The sequence below is a fragment of the Chitinimonas prasina genome (genome assembly GCF_030160395.1).
In the GTDB taxonomy this organism is placed as follows: Bacteria; Pseudomonadota; Gammaproteobacteria; order Burkholderiales; family Chitinimonadaceae; genus Chitinimonas; species Chitinimonas prasina.
Genome location: NZ_BSOG01000001.1, coordinates 221005 through 236998 on the forward strand (window position 1 = coordinate 221005; position 15994 = coordinate 236998).

Consider the following 15994-nt stretch of genomic DNA (forward strand, 5'->3'; position numbering starts at 1 on the left):
GGCAGGCGACAGAAGTGTCGACTTCCCGCCATCGCCCCTCAATGCTTCAGTCCAACATGTTTTAGCGCAGGCCCAGCACATCCTGCATATCGTACAACCCAGCCGGCTGCTGCTTCAGCCAGCGCGCAGCGCGTACGGCGCCTTGCGCAAAGGTGGCGCGGGAGCTGGCCTTGTGGCTGATTTCCACTCGCTCGCCATCGGCCATGAACATCACCGTGTGGTCGCCCACCACATCGCCGCCCCGCACGGTGGCAAAGCCGATGGTGGACGGATCACGTGCGCCGGTCACGCCTTCCCGGCCATAGACCGCGCAGGTCTTGAGGTCGCGCCCCAGGGCATCGGCTACTACCTCACCCATGCGCAGTGCCGTACCGGAAGGGGCGTCCACCTTGTGGCGGTGGTGCGCCTCGACGATCTCGATATCGTAGCCTTCGGCCAGCACCTTGGCGGCCATTTCCAGCAGCTTGAAGGTCAGGTTGACCCCCACGCTCATATTGGGGGCAAACACGATGCCTATGTCTTGGCTGGCATCCTTCAGCGCCGCCTTGCCAGCTTCGTCGAAGCCGGTGGTGCCAACAACCAGATTCACCCCCAGCTCACGGCAGATGGCCAGGTGAGCCAAAGTACCGTCGGGGCGGGTGAAGTCGATCAATACATCTGCCTCACGCAGCGCGGTGGCCACATCGCTGCGGATAGCCACACCGGTAAGCTGCCCCAGATTGTGCCCGGCATCCTGCCCCAAGCTGGCTGACTCGGCCCGATCCAGCGCCACCGTCAACCGGCAGTCGCCGGCCGCCAGTACGGTTTCGATCAATACCCGGCCCATGCGGCCCGAGGTACCCGCGATGGCAACGCGCAAGGGGCCGCTCATTTTGCCACCGGCGCAGCAGCCTCCGGCGCCGCCGTGGCGCGCGGATCCTTGGGGGCCTTGTCGGCCACACTGGCACGGGCCGGCAAGGTGTCGCCACCCATGCCGATCACCCGGTCGCCATCGAACAGCACATGGTAGCGCTTGTTCTGCTCCACCTTGCCGCCCTTGCTATCGTAATAGAGGTAATCCCAGCGATTGGGGTGGAAAGCATCGACCAGCAGCGGCGTACCCAAGGCAAAGCGCACCTGCGCGCGCGTCATGCCCAGCTTGAGCTTGGCCACCTGGTCTGCGGTGATGGCGTTGCCTTGCGGCACGTCCAGCTTGTAGGGAGTCAGGTAGCTGCAGGCGGTGAGCGAGGCTAGCAAGGTGGCGATCAGCAATGTACGCATGGATGGAATACTGGAATCGATAGTAGACGGAGGAGACTGCGTTCAGCCCAAGAAGTGCCGTATCATAGCCTAATCATTCATCCTGGACGTGATCATGAGCAAAGCAAGTGACCTCAAGGATGCCGGCCTGAAAGCTACCGGCCCGCGTCTGAAAATCCTCAATCTGTTCGAAACCAGCGAGCAGCGCCATTTGAGCGCCGAAGACGTCTACCGTCTGCTGCTGGATGAACAGGACGACGTAGGCCTGGCCACCGTCTATCGTGTACTGACCCAGTTCGAGCAGGCAGGCCTGCTGGTACGCCATCACTTCGAGTCCGGCAAGGCCGTGTTCGAACTGAACCAGGGCGGGCACCATGACCATCTGGTCTGCGTCAAATGTGGCAAGGTGGAGGAGTTCTACGATGCTGAAATCGAAAAGCGCCAGGACGCCATCGCCGAGCAGCATCACTTCCTGATACAGGATCATGCCATGTACCTGTACGGCGTATGCGCCGAATGCCAGACCCGTCTGGCTGGCAAACTGAAGGCGCGATGATTCCCTGGTTGGGCCGTGCGCTGGCGTTTCCGCCATTGGAAAGCGCGCTGACCGAACCCAACGGGCTGCTGGCCGCCGGTGGCGATCTCAGCCCTGATCGCCTTTTGCTCGCCTATCATCAGGGCATATTTCCCTGGTTTGCACCTGGTGAGCCCATACTCTGGTGGAGTCCCGATCCGCGCATGGTACTGGTGCCCAGCGAGCTGCACATCCCCCGCTCGCTGGCCAAGACCTTGCGCCACAAGCCCTACGAAATCCGCTTCGATACTGCCTTTCGCACCGTGATCAGCCATTGCGCCGGCAGTGCCCGGCCAGGCCAGGACGGTACCTGGATCGTGCCCGAAGTGATCGAAGCCTACTGCCGCCTGCATACGCTGGGCTGGGCGCATTCGGCTGAGTGCTGGATGGACGGTGAACTGGTCGGCGGGCTCTATGGTGTGGCCATAGGAAAAATGTTCTACGGTGAATCCATGTACACCCAGCGTCCCGACGCCTCCAAACTGGCCTTTGTGCACCTGGTGCAGTGGTTGCAGCAACAGGGTTATGGCCTGATCGATTGCCAGATGCGGACCGACCATCTGGCTCGATTTGGAGGGCGCGAGATCGGCCGGGTGGATTTCCTGGCCGAACTGCGCAGGCTGGCGGCCCTGCCGGCCACGGCCGGTGCATGGCATTATCGCCATCAGTCACCCAGCGAAGGGCGCCTGCCATGAGCCATCCCAGCGACAGCAAACTGATACGCCTGCAGTTCTACGCCACCGCTCCCTACCCTTGCAGCTATCTGAATGAGCGGATGGCACGCTCGCAGGTGGCCATACCGGCGGAGCTGATAGATACCCATATCTACAGCCAACTGGTGCGCAACGGTTTTCGGCGCAGCGGGCTGTTCACCTATCGCCCCTGGTGCGACCAGTGTCGTGCCTGCGTACCGGTACGTCTGCGCAGCAACGAATTCATTGCCGACCGCACGCAACGCCGGATACTTCGGCGCCATGGCGATCTCAGCGTCACCATGCTACCGCTGGAGTACCACGACGAGCACTACGCCCTCTACCATCGCTACCAGCTCAGCCGCCACAGCGGCGGGGGCATGGACGAGGACAATCGGGAGCAGTACGAAAACTTCATACTGAAGAGCCAGGTGGACAGCTTCCTGGCCGAGTTCCGCCTGGATGGCCAGTTGAAAATGGTGAGCCTGATAGACAAGCTCAATGATGGCCTCAGCTCGGTCTACACCTTTTTTGAGCCGGACGACCCACAGGCCAGCTACGGCACCTATAACGTGCTGTGGCAGGTCAGCCTGGCGCAGGAACTGGCCTTGCCGTATGTCTATCTCGGCTACTGGATAGAAGAATGCCGCAAGATGACCTACAAGACCCGCTTCAAGCCCATTGAAGGCTTGCTTGATGGCGCCTGGCGCCTGCTGACGGATGCGCCACCTCATCCCGACGCCAGCCCCCTGGACGAATGAATCACCCCCTGGATGCGGACGCCCGCCCCCACCATGCGCGTCCGGTCACCCCACTGTTCCGTCTGATGCGCCTCCCCCCACAGCATGCCCGCCCCTTGCACCTTGCACTGGCAGATTGGGCGTCCGGCACGCCGCGACAATGGTGGCACCTGGAAATCGCCGCCACCCTGCCTGTAACCACGGCCCCACGCTGGGTGCGGCTGCTGGCATGGCTGCTGGCCCGTGGCCAAGGTCGCCGCCTGCTGCCTTGGCTGGCTGCCATCGGCATGAGCGGCCTGGCGCCGTACAGACTGCCCTACCAGCCCCCCCTGGCCAAGCGGGCAGAGGACGCGGCCCTGCTGGCACTTTGCCTGCTGTGCACGCTATGGGGGCTGGACAGTCTCAATGCCAGCCGCGAGCTTTTGCTGATCATGCTGGCACTACTGGGTGCGAGCGCCTTTGCCTGGCAAAGCTGGCGCGAGGCCAGCCGGCTACGCGCCGCCATACAGGCCCAGCATGCCGAAGTAGCCGCAGCACTCACGCCCAGCGAGGCAACCCTGGGCCTGGCCGGCTTGCTGATTGCCGCCGGCCAGGATTACCCGGCCGCCCAGGCCAACTGCCAGCGCCTGGTCAGCCAGCCCGACAGCATACGTGACGAGGAGCTGCTGCAACTGGGGCTGGCGTCGCCCGCCCAAGGCTATATAGGCCGGGCCGCGCGGCTGACGGCAGCCGCCTGGCTGCTTGGTGTATCGGCCGTAGCCTGGCCCTGTTGGCTGACCCAGGCCAGCTGGCAACTGGCGCCAGCCACCCTGGGCGCATTACTGGTGCATTACGTAGCCGGCAGCAGCCGGCCCGGCTGGCTACGGCGTGGCGTCCACACCCTCATCGCCGGCTTGCTATGCGCCACCATGGCCCGCCTGTACACCATGCTGTAGGAAAACCAGCCAATCCGACCTCGCACTACCGGGGGCGCCCACCCGCACCAAAAACCAACAAAGCGTGCTGCGTCAACTGGTAAGGTTGATAACAATTCCCATTACCGTTAGCATTAGGGTTTCGTATAACGCCATCCCCTCCAAGAGGAAGCTAGTCATGTCGCTGTTCCGCCCCTGTCTGATCGCCGCCGCCCTGGCCACCAGCTTGTTTGCCCAGGCAGCCGAGCCTGTTACGTCCGCTACCGTGGCCAACCACTACGCCACCCTGGTGCACGCTGGTTACGAAGACAGCCTGGCCGGCGCCAAGCAGTTGCAGGCCAGCATCGACGCCTTTCTGGCCGCCCCTTCGGAGGAAGGCCTGAACAAAGCTCGGCAGAGCTGGTTGGCCGCCCGCGAATGGTATGGTCAGACCGAGGCCTTCCGCTTCTATGGCGGCCCCATCGATGGCGACAATGGCCCCGAAGGCCAGATCAACGCCTGGCCCATGGACGAAGCCTATGTCGACTACGTCAAGGGTAAGCCCAAGGCTGGCGTGGTCAACAACCTCAAGGCCAAGCTGAGCCGCGAAGCACTGATAGGCCTTAATGAGAAGGGTGGCGAAGAGAACATCAGCACCGGCTGGCATGCCATCGAGTTCCTGCTGTGGGGCCAGGATCTGTCCAAGGACGGCCCAGGCGCGCGTCCTTTTACCGACTTTGTGGACGGCAAGGCCCCCAATGCTGATCGCCGCCGTGCTTACCTGAAGATCGTCAGCGACCTGCTGGTTGACGACCTGGCTAGCGTCAGCCGCGAATGGGCACCCAATGCCGCCAACTTCCGCGCCAAGTTCGTGGCCGACCCGACCGCCGTGCAAAAGATGCTGACCGGTATCGGCACCCTCTCGCACGGCGAGCTGGCTGGCGAGCGCATGGAAGTGGCACTGGCCTCCAAGGCGCAGGAAGACGAGCACAGCTGCTTTGCCGATAATACCCACCGCGATGTGGTGACCAACGCCCAAGGCATTCAGAACGTCTGGGAAGGCAGCTACAAGCGTGCCGATGGTACTGTGCTAGCTGGCCCCTCGCTGCGCGCACTGGTCGCTGCCAAGGATGCCAAGCTGGCTGACAAGACCAGCGCCGACATTGCGGCTTCGGTCAAGCTCGCGGGCGAGATCAAGGCACCGTTCGATCAGGAGATCGTCGGCAAGAACACCGCCCCAGGTCGGCAGCGCGTTCGCGCAGTGATCGACGCGCTGCGCAAGCAGGCCAAGGGCATCGTCAGTGCCGCCAAGAGCCTGGGCATCAAGAACCTCAATACCAACGTATAATTCCCGTCCCCCTTACCCTGGGGGTCGCCCACCCTGGGGGCATGACCGCACGGCGGCCATGCCCTCTTTGTCGTTTTCCGGCCCGATATGAAACTGCTGCTTCCCCTGATACTGACCGGCACTGTGCTCGCCACCGGTGTGGCCCTGGTTCCGCCCTATAGCCCGGACGAGGCTCTGCCTGGCGGTAAGACCACCACCATCGATGCCGGCCAGAATGCCTTCTCCCTGCCCGCTGCCAATCTCAATGACCAGCAGCGGACAACCTTTGTCATCGGCAACTCCTTCTTTAAGAAGAACTGGGTAGAGGCGCCCGCGTCCACGACGGCACGTGATGGCCTGGGCCCCCATTTCATTGCCCGCTCCTGCGGTGCCTGCCATGCGCTGGACGGCCGCGGCGCCCCGCCCAGCTTCGAGAACGGCTTGCAGACCGAACAGCCGCTGGCCCTGCTGATACGCCTGTCCATACCCGGCACAGACGCGCATGGCGGCCCCGTGGGCGAACCGGTCTACGGCGGCCAGTTCAACAACGATGCCATCCCCGATGTCAAACCCGAGGGCCAGGTACAGATCCGCTACCAGGAGATCAGCGGCCAGTTTGCCGATGGTGAACGCTACAGCCTGATCAAGCCCAGCTATCAGCTGACCGAGCTGGCTTATGGCGCCATGCACCCCCAGACCATGCTGTCCCCCCGCATTGCACCGCAGATGATAGGCCTGGGCTTGCTGGAGGCCATCAAGGAGAGCGATATCCTGGCCAATGCCCAGCGGCAGGCCGCCATGGGTGGCGATATCAAGGGCAGGCCCAACCGGGTCTGGGACGCTTATGCTGGCAAGATGGTGATAGGCCGGTACGGCTGGAAGGCCAATACCGGCAGCGTGGCGCACCAGAGCGCAGGCGCCTTCCTGGGCGACATCGGCATCACCTCACGCCGCTTCCCCCATGAGGAATGCACCAAGGCACAGACCGACTGCCGCAAGGCCCCCAGCGGCGGCAAGCTGGAGATCGCCGATCACCTGATGGAGTCTGTCATCTTCTACAGCCGTACCCTGGCCGTGCCGGCTGCCCGCCACCAGGACGACCCCAAGGTACGCCGTGGCCGTGAAGTCTTCCACCAGGCCCAATGCGCCAGCTGCCATGTACCCAGCTACACTACCGGCAGTTTCAAGGCGGTGCCGCAGCTGGGCCAGCAGACCATCTATCCCTATACCGACCTGTTGCTGCACGATATGGGCGAGGGGCTGGCCGATGGCCGACCTGACTTTGCCGCCGGCGGCCGCGACTGGAAAACACCACCGCTATGGGGCCTGGGACTGGTGCCGACAGTCAACAAGCACAGCCGCTACCTGCACGATGGCCGCGCCCGCAACCTGATGGAGGCGGTGCTGTGGCATGGTGGCGAAGCCGAAGGCAGCAAGCAGCACGTACTCAAGCTCAGCCGCGCCGATCGCGAGAACTTAACCCGCTTCCTGCAGTCACTGTAGCTTTTCAAGGGCGGCGCGTACCCCGCGCCTGCTCTGCCAATACCTTGCTTCACCCTTACCAGGAATACCGCGCATGTTGCTACGCCCCGCCCTGATTGCCTTCGCCTGCGGCTCGCTGCTCAACGTCCATGCCGAGGGGCTGGATGCCACTGCAGTGGTGAAGGGGTGGCAAAGCCAGCAGTTGGGCCGGGTACAGACGCTGCAAGCCAGCAGCCTGGTGCTGAAAGACAGCGTGGATGCACTGTGCAAGCGCCTGGGCAACAGCGAGATACGGGCCGCCCGCCAGGCCTGGCTGCAAACCTATGTGGCCTGGCGTGCCGTGGAGGCGCTGCCCATGGGGCCGGCTCTGAGCCGCCGTACCGCCTGGCAGATAGACGCCTGGCCGGTAAAGCCGCAGAAGGTGGAAGAAGCCGTGCGGCTGGTGGAACGCGATGCCCCCATCGCCGATAGTGTCGGCGCTAATGCACAGGGCCTGCCTGCGCTGGAATACCTGCTGTGGGGTGATGACCGGGCCAGCGCGCAGCTGGGCCGCCTGCATTTCCGCCAACGTTGCCAGTACGCCCAGGCACTGGCGGCCGATGTCGCAACCGAGGCCCAGTCCTTGCAGCAGGACTGGCAAGGCTATAGCAGTACTGCGCTGGATGCCGACGCAGGCCGCCAGGCCTTTGAGGAGGCCGTCAACCTGATCGCCGGCAGCGTGGAAGCACTGCGTGACAAGAAGGTTGGCCGCCTGGGCAGCCCCAAGCTGACCCAGAAACCCACCCGGCAGATTTTCGATGCCTGGCGCAGTCACGGCACCCATGCCGGCATGGCCGCCACGCTCAATGCGCTGGAACAGCTGTTCCTTGATAATCGCCAGGCACCCAGCTTCGTCGACCGGCTGGCAGTAGAAAAACCCCTGCTGGCCCAGCACCTGCGCGAAGAATTTGCTATCGCCCGCGAACACCTGGCCAAGCTGCCTGCCGATATGGCCGCCAGCGCAGCCGCCAAGCCAGCCAGTGTCCAGCCCTTTCTCGATAGCATCAAGAAACTGCAAGGCATCATCGAATTGCAGGTGGCTGACGCGGTAGGCGTGACCATAGGCTTCAAGGACAGCGACGGTGACTAGCCGCTTGCACCCACTGCGCGGCGCACCTGCAAGCCATGCTTGAGCCCTATCGCGACAATCCCGGCTTGCCGGCGCTTGCCATGCCCCCAAGGCAACCAACATGCGCATAAGCCGCCGCCAGCTACTCGGCGCTGGCCTGACGCTTGCCACCCTGCCCCTGCTGGCGGCCGGCCGGCAACGCCAGCCCATTGTGCTGTCCGCCGGCTGGGATGGCGATGAGCAATGGTGCGCCGGTACCCTGGAGCGTGCCAGTGCCCCGTTGCCGGCACGCGGCCATGTACTGGTGCCCGACCCGCAGCGTTATGGCGAAGCGATTGTGGTAGCCCGCCGGCCTGGCTACTACCTGGCACGGATAGACTGGCGCCGTGGCAAGCTGCTTAAGCAGTTTGCACTGGAAGATGAACGCAACCTGGTGGGCCATGCCGTCTTCAGCCAGGACGGGCGGTATCTGATCACCGCCGAGACCGACGAGAACACTGGCGCCGGCCGCTTGGCGATCCGGGATGCCCGCAGCTTCAAACGCCTGGAAGACCGGCCCAGCCATGGTGTCGGCCCGCATGAAATCCTCTGGCTGAACTCACATACCCTGGTGGTAGCCAACGGCGGCATACTCACCCTGCCCGAGACGGGACGCTACAAGCGCAATATCGACCGCATGGATCCCTCGCTGGTGCTGATAGACAGCCGCGATGGCGGACTGCTGCAAGAGTACCGGCTACCCGACAGCAAGCTCTCGATCCGCCACCTGGCCGTAACGGCCGATGGCACGGTGGGCACGGCGCTGCAGAACGAGGGCAGCAATAGCTCCCCCATGCTGGCCATCCTGCGCGATGGCCAGTTTGCCTATGCCAGCACGCCGCCCGAACTGGCTCAGGCCATGCGCGGCTACGCCGCCAGCCTGGCTGCCCTGGGCAATCGCTTCCTCATGCCTTGCCCCACGGGCAACCTGCTGACCGAATGGAGCAGCGAAGGCCAGGCCACGGCCCAGCTGAGCCTGCCCAGGGTGTTCGGCGCGGCCGCCCTACCTGACCGCTGGCTGGCAAGTGGCGAGCAGGGCGAGCTCTGGCAGCTTGTTCCGGGCAAACTGACGGTACAGGCCAGCCAGCGCTACCCCCACCACTGGGACAACCATCTGACGGTGGTGTAGCGCGGCGCGGGCTAGACATCCAGCGCCTGTCCCTGAAACAGCACCCGCTTGAATGGCCAGTGGCTGGCCAACCAGGATCGCAGCACCGTCTCCATATGCCCCTCCAGGCCACTGGCCAGCTCGCTCTGGCGGCCCCAGAACCAGACCTCGGCCTCTATGCCAGGCGCCCCACCATAGGGTGGATCCACGTACACACAGCCCAGCAAGCGGCTGTCGTCCAGACTCATCACCGCATAGTCGAATGAGGACCGCAGCACGAACTCATGCTGGTGCCAGCCCAGGTGCACCAGGTTCTGCTCCAGCGTCCAGTCATCACTGGGCCAGCCCCAGATATCGCCAAAGCGGGCGCGCAGATGGTCACGGCTGCTCATTACCGCATCGAAATCCTTCACCACATCGTTGATATTGATGCTGCGCATCTTCCAGCGCTCGGTGACCAGCGTTGCCGGCACCACAAACTCAAGTGGCAGAAAAGCCATACCTGTTTCCTTGTCTTGCCCCCTGCAGCCTCTCTGTAGGGTCGGCAGACACAGCCTAGGCGGCAAGTCGGCCAGCATCACTTATTATCAAGACATTGAATAGATCATTAGAAAAACTGATGAACCTCGATAGACAGCAGCTGGAAGCGTTTGCTTGCATACTCGATGAAGGCGGCTTCGAGCGCGCAGCCCAGCACCTCCACCTATCACAAAGCGCCATCTCGCAGCGCCTGCGCACCTTGGAGCAAACTCTGGGCTGCGCCCTGCTGATACGCACATCGCCGCCACAGCCCACGGCGGCCGGCCATACCCTGCTGCGGCACATACGCCAGCTACGGCTGATGGAGGCGGCCGTGGCCGATCAGCTACGTCCGGCGCCGGGCCGCAATATCAGCCTCAGCGTGGCGGTGAACGCCGACAGCCTGGCCACCTGGTTCCTGCCTGGCGTACAGCCAGCGTGCGCGCGCCAAGGCCTGCTGCTGGAGGTGATGCTCGATGACGAAAACTACACACACAGCTGGCTGCAGCGCGGTGAAGTCAGCGGCTGCATCACGGCCCTGGCCACACCGCTGGCCGGGGGCGTGGCAGAACCCCTGGGCATGATGGAGTATGCCTGCGTGGCCACCCGCAGCTTTGCCGCGCAATGGTTCCCCCACGGCTTGCAGGGCCTGTGCTGGCAGCAGGCCCCCGCCATCTGTTTTAATCGCAAGGACAGCCTGCACGCCCATTTTATCGAGCAGCATTTTGGCGTACTGGCGGCCCAGTTTCCGCGCCATCTGCTACCCTCGCCAGAGGCTTTCCTGTCTGCCATACGGCTGGGGCTGGGCTATGGCTTTGTGCCGGTAATGCAGTTGCCAAACCTGGCCCATGAGGCCGAGCTGGTCGAACTCACCCCCACGCAGCGCCAACGGGTGATGCTGTACTGGCAGCATTGGAGACTGGAACCCGAAGCCGCACAGCGGCTGAGCCAGGCCGTCATGGCGGCAGGGCAGCAAGTCCTTGTTCAACTCCCCCACACCACGCACTGATCATGTCCAGCCCGCACCCCGCACCATCCGGCCTGCAACCCCGCCACCTGGCCATGCTCTCCATCGCGGCGGCCTGCCTTACTCTTGGGCTGAAATTCTGGGCCTACCATCTGACCGGCTCGGTCGGCCTGTACTCCGATGCCATGGAGTCTTTCGTCAACCTGGCCGCCGCTATCGCAGCGCTGGTGGCGCTGACCATCGCCGCCCAGCCGGCCGACCCAGGCCACCCTTTCGGGCATGAAAAAGCCGAATACTTTGCCAGCGGTCTGGAAGGTGGTTTGATCTTCGTCGCCGCCTTGGCCATCGCTTACGAAGCCGTGCAGCGGCTGCTGCATCCCGCGCCAGTGGCACAACTGGGCATGGGCATGCTGATTTCGCTGGTGGCCAGCGCCATCAATGGTGGGCTGGCTTGGCTGATGCTGGGCTACGCACGCAAGCACGACAGCATCGTGCTTGAAGCCGATGCCAAGCACCTACTGACTGATGTCTGGACCTCGGCCGGCGTGGTAGCTGCGCTTTGCCTGCTGCTGGTGCTGCCGCCGAGCTGGTGGTGGCTGGACCCCCTGATCGCCATCGTGGTGGCCGCCAACATTGTCCGCACCGGCGCCGACCTGCTGCGCCGATCGGCCGACGGCCTGATGGACGCAGCCCTGCCCGCTGAAGAGCAGGGCAGTATCTGCCGGATACTGGAGCAGCAACTCGCCCCTGGACTGCGTTACACCGGCCTGCGCACCCGCAAGGCAGGCAATCGGCGCTTTGTCGAATTCAAGCTGCTGGTCGCCCCCGCAATGACCGTGGCCGATAGCCATGCGCTCTGCGACACCCTGGAGGCGGCCATCATGGCTGAGCTGAACCGCTGCCAGGTCACCATACATGTGGAACCACTGACCTCCTGATCCCCCCGCTGGGCCACTGGACGCAAAAAGGCCGGTCTCATCACCGGCCTTTTTGTCCGTGCCGTTCTGTCGGCGGGTTACGCAAGCTACAGGCCGATTACACCGCCATCGAGCTTACGCACCACCACGGTTGCCGAGCGTGGCCGGCCTGCTGGGTTGGCATCGGGCCAGGCAGAAACCGCCGTCGGCTTGGCCGGATCCGACACTTCGCTGGCCGGTTCGCCAGGATGCTGTATATTGATGAACAGCGTGGTTTGATCGGGAGTGAAACTGATACCGGTGATCTCACTGCCATTCGGGCCGGTCAGGAAGCGCCGAATCTCGCCTGTCTCGGGCAGCGCGGCCAGCATCATGTTGTTGCCCATGCCCGCATATTCCTTCTGATTCAGTATGCTGGTGCTGATGTCGGTCTGTATCCAGAGGATGCCGCTATCCGAGAAGGCCAGGCCGTCGGGGCTACCAAACAGATCGCCCAACTGCTTGTGGTTCTTGTGCTCTTCGGCTGCCGCATCAGGCCGGCCACCCATGGCGAAGATATCCCACTTGAAGTCCGCTGCGGCCACATCGCCGTCGCGCTCCTGCCAGCGGATGATCTGGCCGAACAGGTTGTTCTTGCGGGGATTGGCGGCATCCACCCCAGGCTTGCCCTCCGCGCCGCGCTGGTTGTTGTTGGTGAGCGTGCAGTAGACCTCGCCCGCTTTGTGCGGGTTGACCGATATCCACTCCGGCCTGTCCATCTTGGTGGCCCCCACCAGGTCAGCCGCCAGGCGGGTCTTGATCAACAGCTCGCCCTGGCTGGCAAAGCCCTTGTCGGCCGTCAGGCCATTCTTGCCCTGGGTCAGTTCCAGCCAGTTACCGCTGCCATCCTCGTTGAAGCGAGCCACATACAGCGTGCCTTCGTCCAGCAGATCGCGGTTGGCCTTGCGGTTCTTGGGGTTCCAGGCCTTGGCGCTGACAAACTTGTAGATGTACTCGAAGCGCTGGTCATCACCCATATAGATCACCACCCGGCCATCCTTGGCCAGGGCAGGCGTTGCCCCTTCGTGCTTGATGCGCCCCAGGGCGGTACGCTTCACCGGCTTGGAAGCGGGATCATAGGGGTCAATCTCTACCACCCAGCCAAAGCGGTTGATCTCGTTGCGATTGATCTGCCTGTCCCAGCGCAGGTCGATATCGGCCCACTTGTAGAGCTTTTCTTCGTCCTGCACGCCATAGCGGGTCTTGTTGAAATCGTGATCCTGCTTCTGGCTGAAATCACAGAAAGCAGCGTCGAAGTTCTCTTCGCAGGTCAGATAGGTACCCCAAGGCGTCCAGCCATTGGCGCAGTTGTTGAAGGTACCCAGCACTTCACGCCCTGTGGGGTCATCCTGGGTCTGCATCAGCGGATGGCCAGCGGCCGGCCCCTGCAGCGCCATCGGCGTCTCCAGCGTGATGCGGCGGGCATAGCGGGAAGGACGCACCACCTGCCAGCTGCCGTCTTTCTGCTTGGCCACCTCGATCACCGATGCCCCTACCGCCGCCAACGCCTTCTTGTACTTCTCTTCGGTCATCTGCTTGTTGCCGTCAGTCGTCAGCAAACCCGGATCGATGTACTCGTGATTCATGCACAGCAGGCCATGCTTGGCAGCCCGCGAGCCCATGGGCAGCGGAAAGAAGTGCATGCCATCATGGTGCATGCCAGCCTGCACCCCCTGCTCTGCCGCACTGTTGCTGGCATCGTGCTTGAAAGCCGGCATATTGCCCTTGATGCCGACGGGGTCACCCCAGGCATAGAGCACTTCTGCCGTGTAGCCATCGGGTACCACCACCTTGTCGGCGTTCGAGAACGGCACGGACTGGAAACCCAGGGCCGTGGCCTTGCGCGGCATGGCTGGCAGCACGGGCTTGGCCGCCAGTGCCTGCATGGGCAACAGTCCGGCAAACAGGCCCGCCGCCGACAGGCTGGCGCCGCCGGCCAGCACAGTACGGCGGCTCAGATGGGCATCGATCAATTGCGACAGGCTGGGATTATCGGAGCCGTTGCTGACCAGCTCGTCGTGTTTGTTGAGGTGCGACATGGTGCGCGTCCTGATCGGGAAGAAGACGCGGCACGCTAATACCCGAGCATGACAGGACCGTGACAGACGGCACACACAGGGCCACATGGTGACTTCCTGTTGCAGACACGCCATACAGAAAACCCCGCAAGGGGTGACACCAGGCAGACACTGGAGACAGCCGTATAGCTGCAGTACATCGGCTGGGCAACAGACAACACCGCGCGCAACCCGGCACCTGCGGGCTAGTGACAAGCCTGCCGTAACCAGGTCTCCATATCCCGCAGGACCGCTGCCAAGGCATCGGCCTGCCAGCGGCTGCCGTCGTAGTTGATGTTCAAGCCCAGCCTGCCGGCATGGGTGGTCACGGCGGTGAACAAGGGTTGATTCGGCATGGGGAACAGCACAAAGCCCACATCATCGAGCACCAGCGGGTAATCCCCCGCCAGCGCCAGCCTGCCGACATTGCTGACCAGGCTGGTCTGCGGGCTGGCCGCCAGCAATTCGGCAAAACGTAGCTGTCCTTGCTCCCCCGCGCCAAGGCGCGCAGCGCCGGGCATCAAGCGGTAGAGCAGATGCCCGTCACCACGCTGCAGGCAATGCTTGAGGTCGGCCGACAACGTGCGCGCCAGGGTCCAGAAATCCAGGCCCGCAGCCACGCGGGCTCGGCTGGTCAACAAGGTCACGCCAAAGGCCGGGGTATCCGCCGCCAGCGGATGGGCCAGCTGGCTGCGCAGATCCACCGGGCTGGTCAATGCCAGGGTATGGGCATCTCCATCGGCAAAGCGCCCGTACAAGGCCAGCAGTTGTGCCGCGCAGATGGCGCCATGCACGGTGGTGGCCGCCGCCTGCGCCCGGTGCTGCAGGCAGTCCAATTCAGTCGCATCCAGTTGCAGCACATGCGTAGCAGGCTGCAGCGCCTGGTTTGAATGACCATCGTAACCCGGCAGTTCAGCCGGTTTGCCCAGCGGCCCGAACTCGGCCTTGCGCGCAGCCTTGATCGCCTGCGCCGCCGCCTCTCCCGCTTGATCCTGCCATGCGGCGGGATAGCATGCGTGCAGCGGCATTGCGGCCAGCCTGGATGGCGCAGTGGTCTGCCGCTTGACCGCCAAGGCCAGCAGTTCAAGCAGCAATGCCAGGCCAGAACGGCCATCCGCCACGCTATGGTGAAACAGCAGTGCCAAGCGCCAGCGCCCGTCAGGCCAACGCTGCCATAGCACCCGCCACAAGGGGGCGCTATCGAGGTCGAAGGGTTGCACCACCCACCGCGCCAGCGCCTGCCTGCCGTCATCCGCCGGATGGCTGATGTCCAGCCCCACCGCGCCTGCCTGGGGTACAAATTGCAGCTGCTCTGCCGTATCAAGATGGATGGCCACATTGAGCAGAGGATGAGCCGCCTGTACAGCCTGTAGCGCCGCCCGCAAGGCCTGTTCTTCCAGCACCGTCCGCCCCTCGGCGTAGACGGCGAAGTTCATGGACGAGACCCGATCCAGCATCCAGAACAGGGACTCGGCGGGGTCCAGCGGTCGTGCGATAGACATGGCGGCAAACCTGGGCGGCAAGGCCACCACTATAACCAGCACCTGCCGGCTTGGCAGCAGTTTTACGGGGTGCGGCGCGTGGTGTGCGGGCGGCTTTGCCCGGCAGTCAGCCATCACCAGGCGAGCAGGCCGGCAACCCTCACCAGGGCCGCATTCGGGTATTCAACGATCTGAATTCATCACAGGCTGTAACCCGGCTCGAAGCGACTGCTGTCGCTACTCTGTCATCTCGTAGCTCATCTTGAGTAGGCCGGTGATCAGGGTCGCCAGCACCGTCGCCAGTGTCGCTCCAGCCAACCAGGACCAATATGGCAGCACGGGCGCCAGCAGCGACTCGGACAGCACCCCGACATTGACCAGCAGCACCAGGATAAACAAGGTAATGCCCGCAAACACCAGCAGCAACGTTAGTTTCAGCAAGCGGCCGGCCCAGCGGTCTGCCTTTTGCGCCGGGCTTATCTCCTGCGCGATCAGCCCCGCCAGCGGGTCTATCCTGTCTGTTTTGCTCATGGCCGCCCCCTTTTCTCGCTAGTGTGTAACGACTCAGACAGCATAGCCGGGCTGGCGCCAGTTGCCAGCCGCTGCAGGCGCTAGCGACACTACAGGCTGGCTGGAAGCAACAGCCAATTGCAGCGCGCTCACAAGACTAACCCAGGGTAGATGCAATCGCTCATCTGCAGGCTTTGATTGGCTAGCCTCCCCGTTGCTCCAGTCTAACTCGCCACACCACTCCCGCCGCTAACCACTGGCCACTTTACGATAATAATCAATTACTTAAAATCGCACCCCAG

General features: G+C 63.4%; 16 protein-coding genes. 10 read left to right on the plus strand and 6 right to left on the minus strand.

Features of this window, described 5'->3' with window-relative positions:
* Nucleotides 1-61 precede the first annotated feature (61 nt).
* Together dapB and QQK16_RS01150 are read right to left on the minus strand one after the other, a co-directional pair.
* Nucleotides 62-871, minus strand: a complete 810-nt coding sequence (dapB, locus tag QQK16_RS01145; RefSeq protein ID WP_284194590.1) for a 4-hydroxy-tetrahydrodipicolinate reductase — start codon at nt 869-871, stop codon at nt 62-64.
* Nucleotides 868-1260 (minus strand): outer membrane protein assembly factor BamE, encoded by a 393-nt coding sequence (locus tag QQK16_RS01150; RefSeq protein WP_284194591.1) that lies wholly within the window; start codon nt 1258-1260, stop codon nt 868-870. Before QQK16_RS01150 ends, dapB begins: the two co-directional genes overlap by 4 nt.
* 94 nt (nt 1261-1354) lie before the next feature.
* Between QQK16_RS01150 and fur the strand changes: the two genes are divergently transcribed.
* The 8 genes from fur (at nt 1355) to QQK16_RS01190 (ending at nt 9223) form a co-directional block, all read left to right on the plus strand.
* The gene (gene fur, locus QQK16_RS01155) at nt 1355-1795 is read left to right on the plus strand and encodes a ferric iron uptake transcriptional regulator (protein ID WP_284194592.1); all 441 of its coding nucleotides are present in this window, start codon (nt 1355-1357) and stop codon (nt 1793-1795) included.
* Nucleotides 1792-2508 carry a leucyl/phenylalanyl-tRNA--protein transferase gene (gene aat / locus QQK16_RS01160; protein WP_284194593.1) on the plus strand — a complete coding sequence of 239 codons (717 nt, stop codon included), beginning with the start codon at nt 1792-1794 and terminating at the stop codon, nt 2506-2508. Before fur ends, aat begins: the two co-directional genes overlap by 4 nt.
* On the plus strand, nt 2505-3266 hold the full coding sequence (locus QQK16_RS01165; protein ID WP_284194594.1) for an arginyltransferase: 762 nt from the start codon (nt 2505-2507) through the stop codon (nt 3264-3266). The genes aat and QQK16_RS01165 overlap by 4 nt, the downstream gene beginning before the upstream one ends.
* Complete coding sequence (locus tag QQK16_RS01170) at nt 3263-4180, plus strand: hypothetical protein (protein ID WP_284194595.1); 918 nt, start codon at nt 3263-3265, stop codon at nt 4178-4180. The genes QQK16_RS01165 and QQK16_RS01170 overlap by 4 nt, the downstream gene beginning before the upstream one ends.
* A gap of 157 nt (nt 4181-4337) precedes the next feature.
* On the plus strand, nt 4338-5486 hold the full coding sequence (locus QQK16_RS01175) for an imelysin family protein (RefSeq protein ID WP_284194596.1): 1149 nt from the start codon (nt 4338-4340) through the stop codon (nt 5484-5486).
* An 87-nt stretch (nt 5487-5573) separates the two neighbouring features.
* Nucleotides 5574-6968 (plus strand): di-heme oxidoreductase family protein, encoded by a 1395-nt coding sequence (locus QQK16_RS01180; RefSeq protein WP_284194597.1) that lies wholly within the window; start codon nt 5574-5576, stop codon nt 6966-6968.
* A 73-nt stretch (nt 6969-7041) separates the two neighbouring features.
* Nucleotides 7042-8076 (plus strand): imelysin family protein, encoded by a 1035-nt coding sequence (locus QQK16_RS01185; RefSeq protein ID WP_284194598.1) that lies wholly within the window; start codon nt 7042-7044, stop codon nt 8074-8076.
* 100 nt (nt 8077-8176) lie between these two features.
* On the plus strand, nt 8177-9223 hold the full coding sequence (locus QQK16_RS01190) for a DUF1513 domain-containing protein (protein ID WP_284194599.1): 1047 nt from the start codon (nt 8177-8179) through the stop codon (nt 9221-9223).
* Nucleotides 9224-9234: 11 nt separating this feature from the next.
* Here the strand turns inward: QQK16_RS01190 and QQK16_RS01195 are convergent, their stop codons facing one another.
* On the minus strand, nt 9235-9702 hold the full coding sequence (locus QQK16_RS01195) for a GNAT family N-acetyltransferase (RefSeq protein WP_284194600.1): 468 nt from the start codon (nt 9700-9702) through the stop codon (nt 9235-9237).
* A 119-nt stretch (nt 9703-9821) separates the two neighbouring features.
* Here QQK16_RS01195 and QQK16_RS01200 point away from each other — a divergent pair, with 119 nt between their 5' ends.
* The gene (locus tag QQK16_RS01200; RefSeq protein ID WP_284194601.1) at nt 9822-10730 is read left to right on the plus strand and encodes a LysR family transcriptional regulator ArgP; all 909 of its coding nucleotides are present in this window, start codon (nt 9822-9824) and stop codon (nt 10728-10730) included.
* A gap of 2 nt (nt 10731-10732) precedes the next feature.
* Nucleotides 10733-11626: a cation diffusion facilitator family transporter gene (locus tag QQK16_RS01205; RefSeq protein WP_284194602.1), complete on the plus strand. Its 894-nt coding sequence runs from the start codon at nt 10733-10735 to the stop codon at nt 11624-11626.
* A gap of 86 nt (nt 11627-11712) precedes the next feature.
* Here QQK16_RS01205 and QQK16_RS01210 read toward each other — a convergent pair whose 3' ends face one another.
* The 3 genes from QQK16_RS01210 to QQK16_RS01220 all read right to left on the minus strand — a co-directional run bounded on the left by QQK16_RS01210 (nt 11713) and on the right by QQK16_RS01220 (nt 15713).
* Nucleotides 11713-13683 (minus strand): PhoX family protein, encoded by a 1971-nt coding sequence (locus tag QQK16_RS01210; protein WP_284194603.1) that lies wholly within the window; start codon nt 13681-13683, stop codon nt 11713-11715.
* Nucleotides 13684-13907: 224 nt separating this feature from the next.
* Nucleotides 13908-15203, minus strand: coding sequence for a condensation domain-containing protein (locus QQK16_RS01215; RefSeq protein ID WP_284194604.1), 1296 nt, complete (start codon nt 15201-15203; stop codon nt 13908-13910).
* Between the two features lie 216 nt (nt 15204-15419).
* Nucleotides 15420-15713, minus strand: a complete 294-nt coding sequence (locus QQK16_RS01220; RefSeq protein ID WP_284194605.1) for a hypothetical protein — start codon at nt 15711-15713, stop codon at nt 15420-15422.
* Nucleotides 15714-15994: the final 281 nt, after the last annotated feature.